The organism is Sphingomonas sp. AC449 (assembly GCF_979253475.1).
Map to the genome: position 1 here is coordinate 410,434 of NZ_CEEDCZ010000001.1, position 15,334 is coordinate 425,767.

Sequence of the window (15,334 nt, forward strand, 5' to 3'; positions counted from 1 at the left end):
CATGCCAGATGACAAAATGTTCATCTTGATACGCGATGAAGGTACGCCAACTCAAGCGTCAAGTGGCCGGGCGGTATGTGATGCACGGTATGTGATGCAGGGCAAGTTTGCGGACGGGCGCGGTTGCGTTGTCGGCGCAGACGCCTATCTCGGGCCGCTATGGCGCGAAGCACGACACGTACGTCCGACTGGGGCTTTCCGCGGTGGCGGGGCTATGGCTCGAGCAGCGAGGCGACGACGGTGCGGCTGTGCGACCGGCATGGTTGCAACGAGCCCGGCAATTGTCCCGCGCCGAAATCGCCGAACAGCCCCGATCGCTGGTATTTCTGCATGGAGCATGCAGGCGAGTATAATCGCGGGTGGAATTATTTCGAAGGCTTGAGCGCGGAGGAAGCCGCCGAGCGCGAGGCGGCGGAAACGCGGACGGCGGACGGGTATGCCGACCCCAAACATTATGCCTGGGCAGGGTCGGGTGACGGCAGCCGGTCGCGTGACGAGATGCGCGCGCTGGAAGTGTTGCAGCTCGAGCCCGATGCGACGTTCGAGGACGTTCGCGCGGCGTGGCGGCGGATGGCGAAGGCCAACCATCCCGATGTTCGCCCCGGCGACAAGGATGCCGCGACGCGGTTCCAGGGCGTGCAGGCGGCGTACGAGGTGCTGCGCGCGGCCGAGGATGCACGGACGTGGAAGCCGGTGTGATCCGCGTGCTCGCGAGCCGCTGGCAGGGCAGCGTGCTCGTGTGCGGCAAATGTTCGAAGAAGCTCGACGGCGGGTTTGGCGACAAGCACCGGACGCCGCTTGCCAAGCTATTGCGGACCGCATTTGGGGTGAAGAAGGGACGCAAGGCCGATCGCGGCGTCGTCGAGGTCAAGTGCCTGGGGGTCTGCCCCAAAAACGCCGTCGTGATGATCGACGGCGCGCGGCCGGGGCACTGGATGCTGGTGCCGGCCGGGACCGAAGCGCGCGAAGTCGTGGCGATGCTTGCGCAGGACTGAAGTCGACGATCCGCCGCCGGCCGAGGCATTGCGCTAGGCGGCATAACGCTCGGCCGTCTCGCGGATCAGCGCGATCATGTTCGGGATGCCCTGCGTCCGGTTCGAGCTGAGCTGCTTGCTCAGGTCGAACGGTGCGAGCGCGTCGCCGATGTCGGTCGCAACGATCGTCGCAGGGGCCTGATCCTGGACGGTCTGGAGCACCAGCGCGATGATCCCCTTGGTAATCGCAGCGTTCGAGTCCGCAAGGAAGTGGAGGCGGCCATCGTCGGTCTTGGTCGGGTATACCCACACGGAGGCCGAACATCCGCGGACCAGCGTCGCATCGGTCTTCAGCGCGTCCGGCATGGGTTCGAGATCGCGCCCGAGATCGATCAGCAGACGGTAGCGATCGTCGGGTTCGAGGAAGTCATATTCCTCATGGATAGCGGAAAGGTCGGGCATTGCGCTGCGGTACCCCGGCGTCATGTCGGCCGCAACCATCGTAACCTCGCGTCTGACGCAATCGCCCGGTTGGCCGATCGGGCAGCCGCCGAGGCGCGACGGGGTGAGTCCTACAGATCCACCCCGGCGGCGATCGCCTCAAGTTTCTTGATACGCTCTTTCAGGTCGGCGATCTCGATCCGCGCGCCGGTCGATACCGCGACGGGCATTCCGGTGTCGTGCGCGTGGTCGAGTTCCATCCGCCGGAGCGAAAGCCAACCCCGCCAGCCGGCAAGCCCCGCCGCGACGATCATCGCAAGTCCCGCGAGGCTCGTCAGGGCCAGCGTGATGTAGATGTTAGGTTCGGTCATGTCCGCCTCCTCCTAGCGGTCGCGAAGCCGCTCGATCTCCCGATCGAGGTCGACGCTCTTGTGATTGTCGGTGATCACGCGCTCCAGCTCCTGGATGCGTTGTTTCATCTGGCTGACTTCCTCGCGCAGCCGCAGCGTGTCGCCGGTGTCCGCCGGGTTGATCAGCGAGCCCTGCGCCCGGTATTTCGCCCTGAGGACTTTCGAAACCGCCACGATCAGGACGATGCAGACGACCATCGTAAAGGGATTCATCGGATTTCTCCTGCTTACGCGTCTAGTTGAGGGGCCGCTCGTCGCGGAGCAGATCGATTTCGCTGGACAGGGCGATGCCGCGATCGGTCACGATCCGTTCGAGCACCCGTACGCGCTGTTCGAGGCGTTCGGTGTGGGCGGCATATTGCGCCGCCTTTTCCGCGGTCTGCGCCGTCAGCGCGGTCGACATCGTTTCCTTGTGCTTCAACCAGCGCTTGAACATCTCGCTGCCGATCCCGAGCGTGACCGGCAGGCCGACGCAGATGATCGCGAGCATGAAGATCGTGAACCCGTTCATCTTCGTACCCTTCAACGGTTGCGGAGTGCTTCGATTTCGCGGGCGGTACGCTCCGCGGGATCGGTGGCGATGCGTTCGAGGACGGCGATCCGTTCCTCGAGCCGCGAGACCTGGCCGGTCAGCCGCTCGTTCTCGGTGCTGAGCAGCTGTACCTTGCGCTCGCCATCGGGATCGCCACGGTGCGTCTTGCCGCTCCATTCGTCTTCCAGCGCATAGCCATGCTTTGCCCGGATCCAGTTGTTGATTACCCATCCCACCGTCGAGATCGCGATGATCGCGATGACGAAGCCCGGTCCACCCCAACTCATTGTTCGTCTCCCTCAACCCCGCCCGCGTCTCAGCGCAGGCTGTCGATCTCTGCTGCGAGGCTGTTGCTCGAGCGGCTGGTATAGTGCGTCTCGATGTCGGCGAGCCGGCGGTCGATATCGCGGAACTTGCTGCGGACCTCGGCGGTCGAGCGCTTCGGGTTGGATCGCACGCCTTGCCAGAACTTCGCATCGTCCGGCGTTTCGTACAGTCCGTACGGCTTGGCCTCGCCCATCCACGCGACCAGCCAATAGGCGATCAGCGTCCAGGGGAACCCGCCGGCGAACGTCAGCAGGACCATCGCGACACGGACCCAGAGGACATCGACCCCTGTATAGTCGGCGATCCCGGCGCAGACGCCCTTGTACTTGGCATTCTGCTTGTCGAGGTAGAACTTGGTGCGGCTGGCGGACATTTCAGTTCCTCCGGTTGAACGATTGATCGAGGTCGCGCTTCATCTCGTCGCGGTCGATCCGATAGGGCGAATGGGTCTGGCTCGTGATCCCGGGCTTCCAGTCGGGGTTGTCGGCGGCGATGATCCGTTCGACGGTCATCACCCGGTCCTCGAGGCGGCGGGCGAGCATCTGCAGCTCGTCGAGCAGGCGCTCATCTTCTTCGGTAATCCGCGGCGCCTGCTTCCATTTGGTGATGTAGTGCAGGATGACCCAGGGCAGACCGATGAAGATCGAGGTGATCGCGATCAGCGGTACAACGACGTCTTCCATCTCAGTCTTCCTTCTTCAGGCGCGCCTTGAGGGCGGCGAGCTGGGCATCGACCTTGTCGTTGCTGCGCAGTTCGGCGATCTCCTCCTCCAGCGTCTTGACCACCCCGAGCCCCATCGCATCCGCGCGGCCCTCGGCCTCGTCGACGCGGCGGTCGAGAATGTCGAAGCGGCTGAACGCCTCGTGCGTTTTCGGGCCGTTGTACATCTCGCGGAGCCGCGTCCGGTTGTTCGCGCTCTCCAGTCGGGTCTGCACCGCGTTCTGCTTGGTGCGGGCTTCGCGCAGCTTGGTCTGCAGCTTGGCGATGTCCTCTTCCGACGCGCGCAGCGCATCGTCCAGAACGACGATCTCCGCCTTCAGCTGATCGGCCATGTCGAACGCCTTCTGCCGTTCGACCAGCGCGGCCTTGGCAAGGTCTTCGCGGTCCTTGCTGAGCGCGAGTTCGGCCTTCTCGGTCCAGTTGTCCTGGAGCTGCTCGAGCTTCGAGATATGACGCCGCATTTCTTTCTGGTCGGCGATCGTCCGCGCCGCGGAGGCGCGCACCTCGACCAGCGTTTCCTCCATCTCGAGGATGATCATGCGGATCATCTTCGACGGATCTTCGGCCTTCTCGATAAGATCGGCGAAGTTGGCAGCGACGATGTCGCGAGTGCGGGAAAAAATGCCCATGTAAATCCTACTCCAGGGATCGGCCCGAGGCTCTGGTCGAGCCGTCGGGCGCTTATGCCACGATTGCGGTGCGGGCCGCGACCGCGTTCGCTTGATGCGCCGGTGCGACTGCGCCCAGCACGCAGGTCGCGCTGAAGACGATGGTGCAGAGTGCGGCGGCAACGGTGCGGATGATGTCGGTCTTGAACATGATGGAACTCCCTGATGGTGCGATGTTCCGCCTGTGTGCGGATTGTCTCAAGCTTTGCATCAGTCGTGCCAGTTTTGAAAAAGGCGGAAAAACCGTTACTTAGCGATTTCCTTCAGATTGATATCGATCAGGTGCTTGCGAAGAGTTGGTAAATCGCGCCACATCTTCGTCATGGAGCGAACAACGCAGGTCATCGGGGAATCGAGCACCTTCATGGGGGCGCTGGAACGCGCATCGCGTGCGGCTGCACTCGACCGTCCCGTGCTCGTGATCGGCGAGCGGGGAACGGGCAAGGAACTGGTCGCGGAGCGACTGCATCGCCTGTCGCCGCGCTGGGATCAACCGCTGGTGATCATGAACTGCGCGGCACTGCCCGAGTCGCTGATCGAGGCCGAGTTGTTCGGGCACGAGGCGGGGGCGTTCACGGGCGCGACCAAGGCGCGCGTCGGGCGGTTCGAGGAGGCCGATGGCGGCACGCTGTTCCTTGACGAGTTGGGGACGTTGTCGATGGCGGCGCAGGACCGGTTGCTGCGCGCGGTCGAATATGGCGAGATCACGCGGATCGGATCGTCGCGGCCACGGCGTGTCGACGTACGGATCGTCGCCGCGACGAACGAGCATCTGCCCGACAAGGTCGATCGCCATGAGTTTCGCGCGGACCTTCTCGATCGGCTGTCGTTCGAGGTGGTGACACTGCCGCCGTTGCGCGCGCGGAGCGGCGACGTGGTGGTGCTTGCCGAGCATTTCGGGCGGCGCATGGCGTCCGAACTCGGGCGCGATCGGTGGGAAGGGTTCGGGCCTGCCGCGATGGACGCGCTGGTCGCGTACCGCTGGCCGGGCAATGTCCGCGAACTGCGCAACGTCGTCGAGCGCGCGGTCTATCGGTGGGAGCAGGCGGGTCCGATCGACGAGATCGAGATCGACCCGTTCCAGTCGCCGCACCGCCCCGGTGCGGGGCAGGCGCCTCGGCCTCAGACCATCGTCCCGGCCGCACCGCCCGCCCGCCAGCCCGACGTCGCAGCGATCGACGAGGACGATCCCGTCGTCGCGTGTGAAGAAGGGCCGTCCGATTTCAAGTCGCGCGTCTCGCGGTTCGAGCGCGATCTCCTTGCCAAGGCATTGTCCGAACACCGGTTCAACCAGCGGGCGACGGCGGAAGCGCTCGGCCTGTCCTATGACCAGTTGCGGCATGCGTTGAAGCGCCACGACCTGCTGAACGCCGGCGGCTGACCCGTTACCAACTTGTGATGCCTGCACCCTCGCTATCGCCGCGCAGGGTGGTCGGGACGCTTGCGGAACGACTTTGCGCGGACCATTTGGGGCGGGCGGGCGTTTAACGTCCAACCCATTCACCAAGGAGACTTCCGATGGCTTTCGAATTACCGCCGCTGCCTTACGCCTATGACGCGCTCGAGCCGGTGATCGATCAGGAGACGATGAAGTTTCACCACGACAAGCATCATGCGGCGTATACCGCGAAGCTGAATGAAGGTGTCGAGAAGGACTCCGCGCTGGCGGGCAAGTCGATCGAGGACATTCTCGGGATGATCTCGTCGCAACCGCCGCTCGTCCGCAACAATGGCGGCGGCTTCTGGAACCATGACTTCTTCTGGAAGACGATGGCGCCCAAGGCTGGCCAGGCCCCGTCGGGCAAGCTGGCAGAGGCGATCGATCGTGACTTTGGCGGCCTCGACAAGCTCAAGGACGAATTCAACACCAAGGGTGCGGGCCAGTTCGGGTCGGGCTGGGCATGGCTGATCGCCGACGCCAGCGGCAAGCTGAAGGTGACCAGCACGCCGAACCAGGACAACCCGCTGATGGACGACGCCAAGGAGCCGGGTACGCCGCTTCTCGGTAACGACGTGTGGGAGCACGCCTATTACCTGACGTACAAGAACGACCGTCCGGGCTATCTGAAGGCGTGGTGGGACATCGTGAACTGGGACGTGGTCGGCGAGCGCTACGCGAAGGTCGCGGGCTGAACTGACGCTTGAACCGTCACCCCGGCGACAGCCGGGGTATCCCCGTGGTAGTTGTGACCGCTGACACGGGGAGATTGCAGCGTTGCTGCGATGACGGGTTTTTGCGTTACCCTTCGGGCGGCAAGTCGGTCACGGCTTTGTCGCCCGTTTGCAGTCCATGCTTCAACAGCATCGGAATATTGGCGAACGCGAAGATCAGCGTCAGCGGGATCGCGCCCCAGAGCTTGAAGCCGACCCAGAAATCCCATGTGCTGTTGCGCCAGACCGCTTCGTTGAGCACCGCCATGAACACGAAGAACACCGCCCAGTTACGCGTGAGCTTGCGCCAGCCGTCCGCGGACAGTCCCGGATACGCCGTGCCGAGCAGCGACTGGAGCAGCGGGCGGCCAGTGACGAGCCCGAACGTCAGGATTGCGGCGAACATCGCGTAGATGATCGTCGGCTTCATCTGGATGAAGCGCTGGTCGTGAAAATAGATCGTCAGTCCGCCGAACACGACGATCAGCGCGCCCGACATCCACAGCATCGGCGAGATATGCCCCGACTTCACCTTGGAGACGATCATCGCGACGATCGTGGCGATGATGAACGCGGTCGTCGCGGCGACGACGCGCGCGATCGGTGCGCCCGGGGTGAGCGAGTTCACCGCAAAGAAGATCGCGAGCGGGCCATAGTCGATCGCCATGCGAAGACCGGGGGGCAGGGGGGATTTGGTCACTGTGTCTTCCAAGAAATGCGGTGAAATCCGGTTCGCCCCGACCATAGTCGAACGACATTGCCACAAGCTGGCCGGTCATTCGACGTCGCGCAGGACGAACGGAGGGTAACCCCTCCGGACGGAGCGTTACTTCCGAACGCTCTCCACGCCCGCGATGATCCGGCTGACCTCGTTCGCATCGAACGGCCGGAGGTCGGTCATGCCCTCGCCAATGCCGATCGCGTGGATGGGGAGGCCGTATTTCTCGGCCGCCGCGACGAGCACGCCGCCACGCGCGGTGCCGTCGAGCTTGGTCATCACGAGCCCGGTCACGCCCGCGACCTCCTTGAAGACCTCGATCTGCTGGAGCGCGTTCTGGCCGGTCGTCGCATCGAGCACGAGCACGATGTCGTGCGGGCTCTCGGGGTTGATGCGGCCGAGCACGCGGCGAATCTTCGCCAGCTCGTCCATCAGCTCGCGCTTGTTCTGGAGCCGGCCCGCGGTGTCGACGATCAGCACGTCGATCCCCGTCTCGGTCGCCTTCTTGACCGCGTCCCACACCACGCCTGCCGCGTCGCCGCCCTCCGGGCCCGTGACGATCGGCACGCCGACGCGCTCGGCCCAGGTGCGAAGCTGCCCGATCGCGGCGGCGCGGAACGTGTCGCCTGCGGCCAGCATCACGCCGTAATCCTGCTCCATCAACAGATGCGCGAGCTTGGCGATCGTCGTGGTCTTGCCCGAGCCGTTGACGCCGATGACAAGGATGACCTGCGGGCGTGGAAACGCGTCGATCTCGATCGGCTTCGCGACGGTCGCGAGGACCTTCTCGACCTCTTCCGCGACGATGACGCGGATGCCGAGTTCCTCCATGTTTCGCTCGAAGCTGCCCTCCGACAGGCGATGGCGGATCCGGCCAGCGGTCTCGGGCCCGAGATCGGAGGCGATCAGCGCCTCCTCGATATCGTCGAGCGTCGCGTCGTCGAGGCGTGCGCCGCCAAGGCCGGCGAGATTGCCGACGAGCCGGTCGGACGTGCGCTTGAAGCCGCCGAGCAGCTTGTCGTGCCAGGTGGGGGTGGTGCTCATGTGTTGTCCCGTGTTGCGCTCAGGCGGTCGCCCGTTGCGCCGGTGATTCTGACGCGGACGATTTCGCCCGGTATCGCGGTTTCGTCCAGCACGACTTCGGCAAAGTTACCGATATGGCCGCGATCGCCGGGTCGCTCGACAAGCAGGTCCTGCGTGGTGCCGACCAGTCCGCGCCACCACTTCGTCCGTGCCGCCTCACCCGCCTCGCGCAACAGCGTCGCGCGGTGGCGGCGGATCTCAGGCTCGACCGGGGGCATGCGTGCAGCGGGCGTGCCGGCGCGGGGCGAATAGGGGAAGATGTGCGGGTGGACGATCATGCAATCGTCGATCAGCGCGAGCGTGTTCGCGAACATCGCGTCGTCCTCGGTCGGGAAGCCCGCGATCAGGTCCGCACCGATCGCGATATCCGGACGGGCCGCCTTGAGTCGCTGGACCAGATCGACGCTTTCGGCGCGCGAATGGCGGCGCTTCATGCGCTTGAGGATCATGTCATCCCCGGCCTGCAGTGACAGATGGACGTGCGGCATGATCCGCGCCTCCCCCGTCAGCAAGGCAAAGAGCCGGTCGTCGATCTCGATCCCGTCGAGCGACGACAGCCGCAACCGCCGCAATGCGGGCACGTGCGTGAGGATCCGCTCGACGAGGTGACCAAGCGTGGGGGCGCCCGGCAGGTCGGGGCCGTAGCTGGTGAGGTCGACGCCCGTCAGGACGATCTCGCTGTGCCCGGCGTCGACGAGGCCCGCGATGCGATCGACGACCGCGCCAGCGGGGACCGAACGGCTCGGACCGCGACCGAAGGGGATCGCGCAGAAGGTGCACCGGTGGTCACATCCGTTCTGGACCTCGACGAACGCACGGGCATGGGCGGAAAAGCTCGCGGCGAGATGCGGTGCGGTCTCGCGAACCGCCATGACGTCGGAGACCAGGACCGCAGCCTCGCTCTGCCACGCAGACGGCAACAGCTTGTCCGCATTGCCGATAACCCGGTCGACCTCGGACATCGCGGCGAAGCTGGCGGGATCGATCTGCGCTGCGCAGCCGGTGACGACGATCTGCGCCGATGGACGGTCGCGGCGGGCGCGCCGGATCGCGACGCGGGTCGCCTTCACCGCGGCGTTGGTGACCGCGCAGCTGTTGACCACGACCATGTCCCGCCCCGCGACCAGTGCGCGAATCGTTTCGCTTTCGGCGATATTGAGGCGGCAACCCAGACTGACGACGTCGGGACCGGCCTCTGGCGCAGCCTGAGGCAGGGGGGCGGATGGCATGGGTGCGATCTATAAGCGACGTTGCGCGAAGTCCACGCAATCTCTTTGGCGCGGGTGGACCGTGCAGGCGCGGGCCTGTCGGCCGGTCGGTCAGCTTGCGAGGCGGGGCGACGAATCGCGCAGTGCCGGGAACTCGCTGTCGGGCTGGTGCGCGAGGAGGCGCTTCTCGGCGAGCATCCGGCGGACCTGCGCGGCGTTGAGGGGGCGGCCATAGAGATAGCCCTGACCCTTGGCGCATCCGATCGCGCAGAGGCGTTCCTCGACCGCGGCGTCCTCGATTCCCTCCGCGGTGGTCGGCAGGTTGAGGCTGTCGCCAAGCCGCGCGATCGTGTTGACGATCGCCATGCTCTCGGGGTTTTCGAGGATAGAAGCGACGAAGCTCTTGTCGATCTTGATCCGGTCGAACGGCAGCGCGCGCAGATGCGCGAGGCTCGAATAGCCTGTCCCGAAATCATCGAGCGCGAGGCGGATACCCTGGTTCTTCAGGCTTCCAACGATCGATTGCGCGAGCGGCAGGTTGTCGAACAGCGCGCTCTCGGTGATCTCGATTTCCAGCCGGCTTGCGGGGAAGCCCGTCTCGACGAGCGTCTTGATGATCTTCTGTGCGAGCCACGCGTCGCGAAGCTGGAGCGGCGAGATGTTGACCGACAATGTCAGCGCCGCATCCCAATCGCGCGCCGCGGTGAATGCCTGCCGCATGATCGACAGCGAGAGGTCGCCGATCGCGCCGATCTCCTCGGCGATCGGGATGAAGACGTCGGGGGTGATCGTGCCGCGGGTAGGGTGTTCCCACCGCGCAAGCACCTCGAACCCCGTGACACGCCCCGTTGCGAGATCGACCTGCTGTTCGAAGCAGGGAATGATCTGTTGCGCCGGAATCGCATGGCGCAGACCCGTCTCGAGTTCGCCGCGAAGCTGGAGCGTGCGCTCCATTGACGGACTGAACCATGCATGGCGGTTGCGGCCGTTCGTCCGCGCGGCGTGCAGCGCGATGTCCGCAGTACGGAGCAGCGCGTCGATCGAGGCGCAATCCGCATCCGAGCGCGCCACGCCGATCGAGGCGCTGGTATGGATCTCGATCCCGTTGGCGCGAAACGGCGTGGCCAGACCGGCGACGAGACGCTCGGCGATGCGGTCGGCGACTTCCTGATGCGAGGGGTCGAAGATGAAGGCGCAGGCAAATTCATCCGCGCCGAGTCGCGCCAGCAGGCTCGACCCCGGAACGATCGCGGCGATCGTCTCTGCGACATGGATGAGCAGCAGGTCACCGATCGCATAGCCGTGCAGATCGTTGACGCCCTTGAAGAGGTCGATGTCGATCATCAGCATCGCGACCGCCTTGCCGCGGCGACGCGCGCTCCCGAACAAGGTCGCGCCGTCTTCCGACAGACTGCGCCGATTGAGGAACCCCGTAAGCGGATCGCGCTGCGCGAGGATCCGATCCCGCATCCCCGCATCGGCGACTTCGTTCAATTCGACGGACAACGCACGATAGCGCAGGACCCCGAAAAAAATGAGCGCGACGTTGAGCAGCATCGCGACGATCAGCCGGTGGTCGATTCCCGTCCCGTCACCCGTGACATGCGCGATCGCGTCGAGCAGAACCGCGCCGCCGGTACCGACCAGCAACAACGCAGCCGCGCCCGTCACGGCACCCGTGACGAACTCACGGCTGATGTTGCGGGGCAGGCGGGGAGCCGCCGGCGATGCTGTCATGCGATGACGGGCCTTTGCGCTTATGATCTACATCACATCTGCGCGCGAAATGTGTAGGACCCGTTAAGAGGCGGTTTAGCCGCGGTGCGGAGCGTCGTGCGCAACTGCCCGGCGGGCGCCATCTTGCATCAAGCGGCGCGGTCGCGTATCGGGCGTTCCACGTTCCGTCACGGGACGCATAAGACGAGCATCCAAGGATGCACGCTGGCCGGCGAGGTTTCGCCCGCCGGCGCTTTTGCGTTTGGTGACGGTGTATTGGAGTATTTCGATGTTCGAAAGCCTGAGCGATCGACTTGGCGGCGTCTTCGACCGCCTTCGCGGCCGGGGTGCGCTGACCGAAGCGGACGTGCGCGCAGCGATGCGCGAGGTGCGCGTCGCGCTGCTCGAGGCCGACGTCGCGCTGCCCGTCGCGCGCGACTTCGTCGAGAAGGCGACCGAGAAGGCCGTTGGCCAGAACGTGCTCCGCTCGGTCACGCCCGGGCAGCAGGTCGTCAAGATCGTCAGCGACGCGCTGGTCGAGATGCTCGGCGCCGAGGCCTCCGAACTCGAACTGGGCGTCACGCCGCCCGCGGTCATCATGATGGTCGGGCTTCAGGGCTCGGGCAAGACGACGACCACTGCGAAGATCGCCAAGCGGCTCGCGGCGGGGCAGTCGGCGATCGGCGGCAACGGGCGCGAGCGCAAGAAGGTGCTGATGGCGTCGCTCGACGTCAATCGCCCGAACGCGCAGGAGCAGCTGGCGACGCTCGGCACGCAGATCGAGGTTTCGACGCTGCCGATCGTGGCTGGCCAGCAGCCGGTCGATATCGCGCGGCGCGCGATGCAGGCGGCCAAGCTGCAGGGCTATGACGTCCTGATGCTCGACACCGCGGGTCGACTCCATGTCGACCAGGCGCTGATGGACGAGATGAAGGCGGTCGCGGATGTCGCCAAGCCGGCCGAGATCCTGCTCGTCGTCGACTCGTTGACCGGGCAGGACGCGGTCAACGTCGCGCAGAACTTCTCCGACCAGGTGCCGCTGACGGGTATCGTGCTGACCCGGATGGACGGCGATGCGCGTGGCGGCGCGGCGCTGTCGATGCGTGCGGTCACCGGCAAGCCGATCAAGTTTGCGGGCACCGGCGAGAAGCTCGATGCGCTCGAGGCGTTCCATCCCGAGCGCGTCGCCGGCCGGATCCTCGGCATGGGCGACGTGGTCAGCCTGGTCGAGCGCGCGGCGGAGTCGATCCAGGTCGAAGACGCCGAGCGGATGGCCGCCAAGATGGCCAAGGGTCAGTTCGACATGAACGACCTGCGTGCCCAGCTCGCGCAGATGCAGCGGATGGGCGGGCTCGGCGCGCTGGCGGGGATGATCCCCGGCATGAAGAAGGCGCAGGGCGCGGTCGCCTCGGTCGGCGGCGAGAAGGTCCTCGTCCATATGGACGCGATGATCGGATCGATGACGATCAAGGAGCGCAACAAGCCCGAGCTGATCAACGCCAAGCGCAAGATCCGCATCGCCAAGGGCTCCGGCACCACGGTGCAGGAGGTCAACAAGCTGCTCAAGATGCACCTCGAAATGTCGACCGCCATGAAGAAGATCAAGAAGATGGGCGGTATGAAGGGCATGATGGCGATGCTCGGTAAGGGCGGCATGGGCGGCGGTCTCGGCGGCATCGGTAATGCGATCGGCGGGCCGCAGATGGGCGACATGCTCAACAAGGCCGGCACAGGCGGGCTTCCGGGCGGCAATTCCGGGGGCGGCCTGCCGGGCCTTGGCGGCAAGATGCCGCAGCTGCCCGCGGGCTTCGACGATTTTCTGAAGAAGAAATAACCCTCCGCGCCCCACCGTCTTCCCAGCGAACGCTGGGATCTCCCGGTGAGAGTGCGGGACCTACCAACCCAAAGACCCCAGCTTTTGCTGGGGTGACGTTTAGATCCAGAAGGAAAATATCATGGCAATCAACATTCGCCTCGCGCGCGGTGGCTCCAAGAAGCGTCCCTATTACAAGATCGTCGTTGCCGATGCGCGCAGCCCGCGTGACGGCCGCTTCATCGAGAAGATCGGCAACTACAACCCGCTTCTCGCCAAGGACAACGAGCAGCGCGTGCAGCTCGACGCCGACCGCGCAAAGCATTGGCTGAGCGTCGGCGCGCAGCCGACCGACCGTGTCGCTCGCTTCCTCGATGCCGCAGGCGTTCTCGAGCGTTCGGCGCGCAACAACCCGAACAAGGGCAAGCCCGGCGAGAAGGCCACCGAGCGCGCTGAAGAGCGTGCGACCAAGGCGGCCGAAGCTGCCGAGGCCGAAGCGGCTGCAAAGGCGGCTCCTGCCGAGGCAGAGGCACCTGCTGCCGAGACCGAAGAAGCTGCTTCGTAAGATCGTCTTCCTCGTCATCCCAGCGAAGGCTGGGATCCAGAGCCAGGGACGGCAACGTCCTAGGCTCTGGATCCTGGGTCGAGCCCAGGATGACGGATTGGGAGCGGCGATGCCCGCAGCCGAACGGCGGTTCATGCGTTCTTTGTCGGTCTGTCACCCACAAGGAGCGCATGATGACCCCCGATCCAGATCCCAGAACAGCCCCCGCACCCGAGGACATCGAAGATGCCAGCAATGAAGGCGTCTCCGCCGAAGACCCCGCAGAAGGCGCCGACGACAGCCCCGGACCCGACACCGGCTCCGCGCAAGGGTAGCGTGACGCTCGCCGTCGTGATCGGCGCGCACGGCATCGGCGGCGAGGTGCGGCTGAAGGTCTTTGCCGAGAATTTCGCGGCGTATAAGAGCTTCAACGATGGCGCGCTGAGCCTCAAGTCCGCGCGTGCCGGCAACAACGGCACGATCGCGCGCTTCGCCGAGGTGGCCGATCGCAATGCCGCCGAGGCGATGCGCGGGACCGAACTGACCGTGCCGCGGTCGTCGTTGCCGCCACTGGAAGACGGCGAATATTATCATACCGACCTGATCGGGCTCGCAGCCGTCTCGACCGATGGCGAGGCGATCGGGCGCGTCGTTGCGATCGACAATTTCGGCGCGGGCGATGTCATCGAGATCGAGCGGCCTGCCGTGGACGAGAAGCCCGGCAAGCGGTTCATGGTGCCGATGCGCGTCGAGGCGGTGCCCGAATGGGATTCGGAACGGCTCGTGGTCGAGGCGTCTTTCGCGACCGATTAATTCCTCGGGCGCGCCTGTTCTCCCGCGAAGGCGGGAGCCCAGTCTGGGTCCCCGCCTTCGCGGGGACACATCGTCGCTAAGTCATCGCCGGATCGGGCGCTGTTCCGACAGCATGTTGCGGATCGTCGTGGCGGCCACCCCGGCTTCGCCCATCGCGTGGCTGATCTGGTCGAGCCCCTTCACGACATCGCCTGCCGCGAACAGCCCGGGGATCGAGGTGCGCTGGTGGTCGTCGACCTTTAGGCACCCTTCGGCGGTCGCGCGTGCGCCGGCCGCGACGGCGAGTTCCGATCGGATCACCGAGCCTAACGCGGGATAGACGCTGTCGAACGACATCCGCCCCTCGACGGTATCCAGCGCGAGCTGATCGCCTTCGATCGCATAGTTGCCGCAGGGGCCGCCGACGCGGAAGATCCCAGCGTCGTCCAGCGCCGCCTCACATTTCGGATCTAGTTCGTGGCCGCCGTCCGGGGCGATCAGCGTCACGTCCTTAGTGTAGCCGCGCAGGAACAGCGCCTCGCGCATGCCGTGGTCGCCGGTGCCGATCACGCCGACACGCCTGTCCGTCACCTCGTAGCCGTCGCAGATCGGGCAATAGCGGAACAGGCCGGCCTCGAGCGCTTGGTCGTGGACCGCGTCGGGCATGGCGGGGCGATTGTTGACCACGCCGGTCGCGAGCAGGACGCTCCGCGCGCGGGCGCGGCGATCGCCCAGGCGGACGGTGAAGCCGTCGTCATCGACCTCGATCGCGTCGACGCGCGCGCCCTCGCGCACGGCGCCATAGGTCTCTGCCTGCGCGAGCATCCGCGCGAGCAGATCGGTGCCGCGGATCCCCTCGGGATAGCCGGCGTGGTTGTGCGTGCAGGGGATCAAAGCGGCGCGGCTGCTGCCGCAGTCGAACAGCCGGATCGAAAGGTGGAACCGCGCGAGATAGATCGCCGCGGTGAGGCCCGCAGGCCCGGCGCCGATGATGATGCAATCGTCCATCCCGCTATAAGCGCGGCGCGGCGAATCCGTTCCGGTGGCGAAACGCTCGATCGCTATCGCAAGCCAGGCGCGGGAGTGATAGCGGCGGGCAGCATGAGCTATTGTGATTGGTCGGAGGGCGATCTCCACGCCTATGCGTCGGAAACCGCGGAGGGGGTGCGGCGGTACGTCGCACAGGTCGCCGAGCCTGCGGTCGCGCGATGCGGGGTGGAGGCGGACTATGTCGAG

At 65.6% G+C, this 15,334-nt stretch carries 21 protein-coding genes; 7 read left to right on the top strand and 14 right to left on the bottom strand.

Annotation, left to right across the window (positions count from 1 at the left end; translation table 11 throughout):
* Positions 1–159 precede the first annotated feature (159 nt).
* Together AC0CH3_RS02035 and AC0CH3_RS02040 are read left to right on the top strand one after the other, a co-directional pair.
* Positions 160–699 carry a J domain-containing protein gene (locus AC0CH3_RS02035; RefSeq protein WP_056015673.1) on the top strand — a complete coding sequence of 180 codons (540 nt, stop codon included), beginning with the start codon at positions 160–162 and terminating at the stop codon, positions 697–699.
* On the top strand, positions 684–995 hold the full coding sequence (locus AC0CH3_RS02040) for a (2Fe-2S) ferredoxin domain-containing protein (RefSeq protein ID WP_354301669.1): 312 nt from the start codon (positions 684–686) through the stop codon (positions 993–995). The genes AC0CH3_RS02035 and AC0CH3_RS02040 overlap by 16 nt, the downstream gene beginning before the upstream one ends.
* A 33-nt stretch (positions 996–1,028) precedes the next feature.
* Here the strand turns inward: AC0CH3_RS02040 and AC0CH3_RS02045 are convergent, their stop codons facing one another.
* The 9 genes from AC0CH3_RS02045 to AC0CH3_RS02085 all read right to left on the bottom strand — a co-directional run bounded on the left by AC0CH3_RS02045 (position 1,029) and on the right by AC0CH3_RS02085 (position 4,224).
* Positions 1,029–1,436: a SufE family protein gene (locus AC0CH3_RS02045; RefSeq protein WP_056018636.1), complete on the bottom strand. Its 408-nt coding sequence runs from the start codon at positions 1,434–1,436 to the stop codon at positions 1,029–1,031.
* A gap of 110 nt (positions 1,437–1,546) precedes the next feature.
* Positions 1,547–1,786 (bottom strand): hypothetical protein, encoded by a 240-nt coding sequence (locus tag AC0CH3_RS02050; protein WP_056015670.1) that lies wholly within the window; start codon positions 1,784–1,786, stop codon positions 1,547–1,549.
* 12 nt (positions 1,787–1,798) lie between these two features.
* Positions 1,799–2,038 (bottom strand): hypothetical protein, encoded by a 240-nt coding sequence (locus AC0CH3_RS02055; RefSeq protein WP_465237513.1) that lies wholly within the window; start codon positions 2,036–2,038, stop codon positions 1,799–1,801.
* Between the two features lie 22 nt (positions 2,039–2,060).
* Positions 2,061–2,336: a hypothetical protein gene (locus AC0CH3_RS02060; RefSeq protein ID WP_056018633.1), complete on the bottom strand. Its 276-nt coding sequence runs from the start codon at positions 2,334–2,336 to the stop codon at positions 2,061–2,063.
* 11 nt (positions 2,337–2,347) lie between these two features.
* Positions 2,348–2,644: a hypothetical protein gene (locus AC0CH3_RS02065; protein WP_056015664.1), complete on the bottom strand. Its 297-nt coding sequence runs from the start codon at positions 2,642–2,644 to the stop codon at positions 2,348–2,350.
* A gap of 29 nt (positions 2,645–2,673) precedes the next feature.
* Positions 2,674–3,057 carry an envelope stress response membrane protein PspC gene (gene pspC / locus AC0CH3_RS02070; RefSeq protein WP_056015661.1) on the bottom strand — a complete coding sequence of 128 codons (384 nt, stop codon included), beginning with the start codon at positions 3,055–3,057 and terminating at the stop codon, positions 2,674–2,676.
* A 1-nt stretch (position 3,058) separates the two neighbouring features.
* Positions 3,059–3,367 carry an envelope stress response membrane protein PspB gene (gene pspB, locus AC0CH3_RS02075; protein WP_354301674.1) on the bottom strand — a complete coding sequence of 103 codons (309 nt, stop codon included), beginning with the start codon at positions 3,365–3,367 and terminating at the stop codon, positions 3,059–3,061.
* Between the two features lies 1 nt (position 3,368).
* Positions 3,369–4,034 (bottom strand): phage shock protein PspA, encoded by a 666-nt coding sequence (pspA, locus tag AC0CH3_RS02080; protein ID WP_056015655.1) that lies wholly within the window; start codon positions 4,032–4,034, stop codon positions 3,369–3,371.
* Positions 4,035–4,086: 52 nt separating this feature from the next.
* Positions 4,087–4,224, bottom strand: a complete 138-nt coding sequence (locus AC0CH3_RS02085; protein ID WP_333994131.1) for a hypothetical protein — start codon at positions 4,222–4,224, stop codon at positions 4,087–4,089.
* Between the two features lie 171 nt (positions 4,225–4,395).
* Here AC0CH3_RS02085 and pspF point away from each other — a divergent pair, with 171 nt between their 5' ends.
* Together pspF and AC0CH3_RS02095 are read left to right on the top strand one after the other, a co-directional pair.
* Positions 4,396–5,454: a phage shock protein operon transcriptional activator gene (gene pspF / locus AC0CH3_RS02090; RefSeq protein WP_354301676.1), complete on the top strand. Its 1,059-nt coding sequence runs from the start codon at positions 4,396–4,398 to the stop codon at positions 5,452–5,454.
* A 137-nt stretch (positions 5,455–5,591) separates the two neighbouring features.
* A complete protein-coding gene (locus tag AC0CH3_RS02095) occupies positions 5,592–6,206 on the top strand; it encodes a superoxide dismutase (protein WP_333994129.1) in 615 nt (204 codons plus the stop codon).
* Between the two features lie 106 nt (positions 6,207–6,312).
* Here AC0CH3_RS02095 and AC0CH3_RS02100 read toward each other — a convergent pair whose 3' ends face one another.
* The 4 genes from AC0CH3_RS02100 to AC0CH3_RS02115 form a co-directional block, all read right to left on the bottom strand.
* On the bottom strand, positions 6,313–6,924 hold the full coding sequence (locus tag AC0CH3_RS02100) for a septation protein A (RefSeq protein ID WP_268795866.1): 612 nt from the start codon (positions 6,922–6,924) through the stop codon (positions 6,313–6,315).
* A 126-nt stretch (positions 6,925–7,050) separates the two neighbouring features.
* The gene (gene ftsY, locus AC0CH3_RS02105) at positions 7,051–7,986 is read right to left on the bottom strand and encodes a signal recognition particle-docking protein FtsY (RefSeq protein ID WP_056015644.1); all 936 of its coding nucleotides are present in this window, start codon (positions 7,984–7,986) and stop codon (positions 7,051–7,053) included.
* On the bottom strand, positions 7,983–9,254 hold the full coding sequence (mtaB, locus tag AC0CH3_RS02110) for a tRNA (N(6)-L-threonylcarbamoyladenosine(37)-C(2))-methylthiotransferase MtaB (RefSeq protein ID WP_465237514.1): 1,272 nt from the start codon (positions 9,252–9,254) through the stop codon (positions 7,983–7,985). The genes ftsY and mtaB overlap by 4 nt, the downstream gene beginning before the upstream one ends.
* A gap of 90 nt (positions 9,255–9,344) precedes the next feature.
* A complete protein-coding gene (locus AC0CH3_RS02115) occupies positions 9,345–10,970 on the bottom strand; it encodes a putative bifunctional diguanylate cyclase/phosphodiesterase (protein WP_354301681.1) in 1,626 nt (541 codons plus the stop codon).
* A 268-nt stretch (positions 10,971–11,238) separates the two neighbouring features.
* Between AC0CH3_RS02115 and ffh the strand changes: the two genes are divergently transcribed.
* The 3 genes from ffh to rimM all read left to right on the top strand — a co-directional run bounded on the left by ffh (position 11,239) and on the right by rimM (position 14,119).
* Positions 11,239–12,783, top strand: a complete 1,545-nt coding sequence (gene ffh / locus AC0CH3_RS02120; RefSeq protein WP_354301683.1) for a signal recognition particle protein — start codon at positions 11,239–11,241, stop codon at positions 12,781–12,783.
* 121 nt (positions 12,784–12,904) lie between these two features.
* The gene (gene rpsP, locus AC0CH3_RS02125) at positions 12,905–13,327 is read left to right on the top strand and encodes a 30S ribosomal protein S16 (RefSeq protein WP_354301685.1); all 423 of its coding nucleotides are present in this window, start codon (positions 12,905–12,907) and stop codon (positions 13,325–13,327) included.
* A 234-nt stretch (positions 13,328–13,561) separates the two neighbouring features.
* On the top strand, positions 13,562–14,119 hold the full coding sequence (rimM, locus tag AC0CH3_RS02130) for a ribosome maturation factor RimM (protein ID WP_354301687.1): 558 nt from the start codon (positions 13,562–13,564) through the stop codon (positions 14,117–14,119).
* Between the two features lie 81 nt (positions 14,120–14,200).
* Here the strand turns inward: rimM and AC0CH3_RS02135 are convergent, their stop codons facing one another.
* Positions 14,201–15,106 (bottom strand): NAD(P)/FAD-dependent oxidoreductase, encoded by a 906-nt coding sequence (locus AC0CH3_RS02135; protein ID WP_354301689.1) that lies wholly within the window; start codon positions 15,104–15,106, stop codon positions 14,201–14,203.
* Positions 15,107–15,334 lie beyond the last annotated feature (228 nt).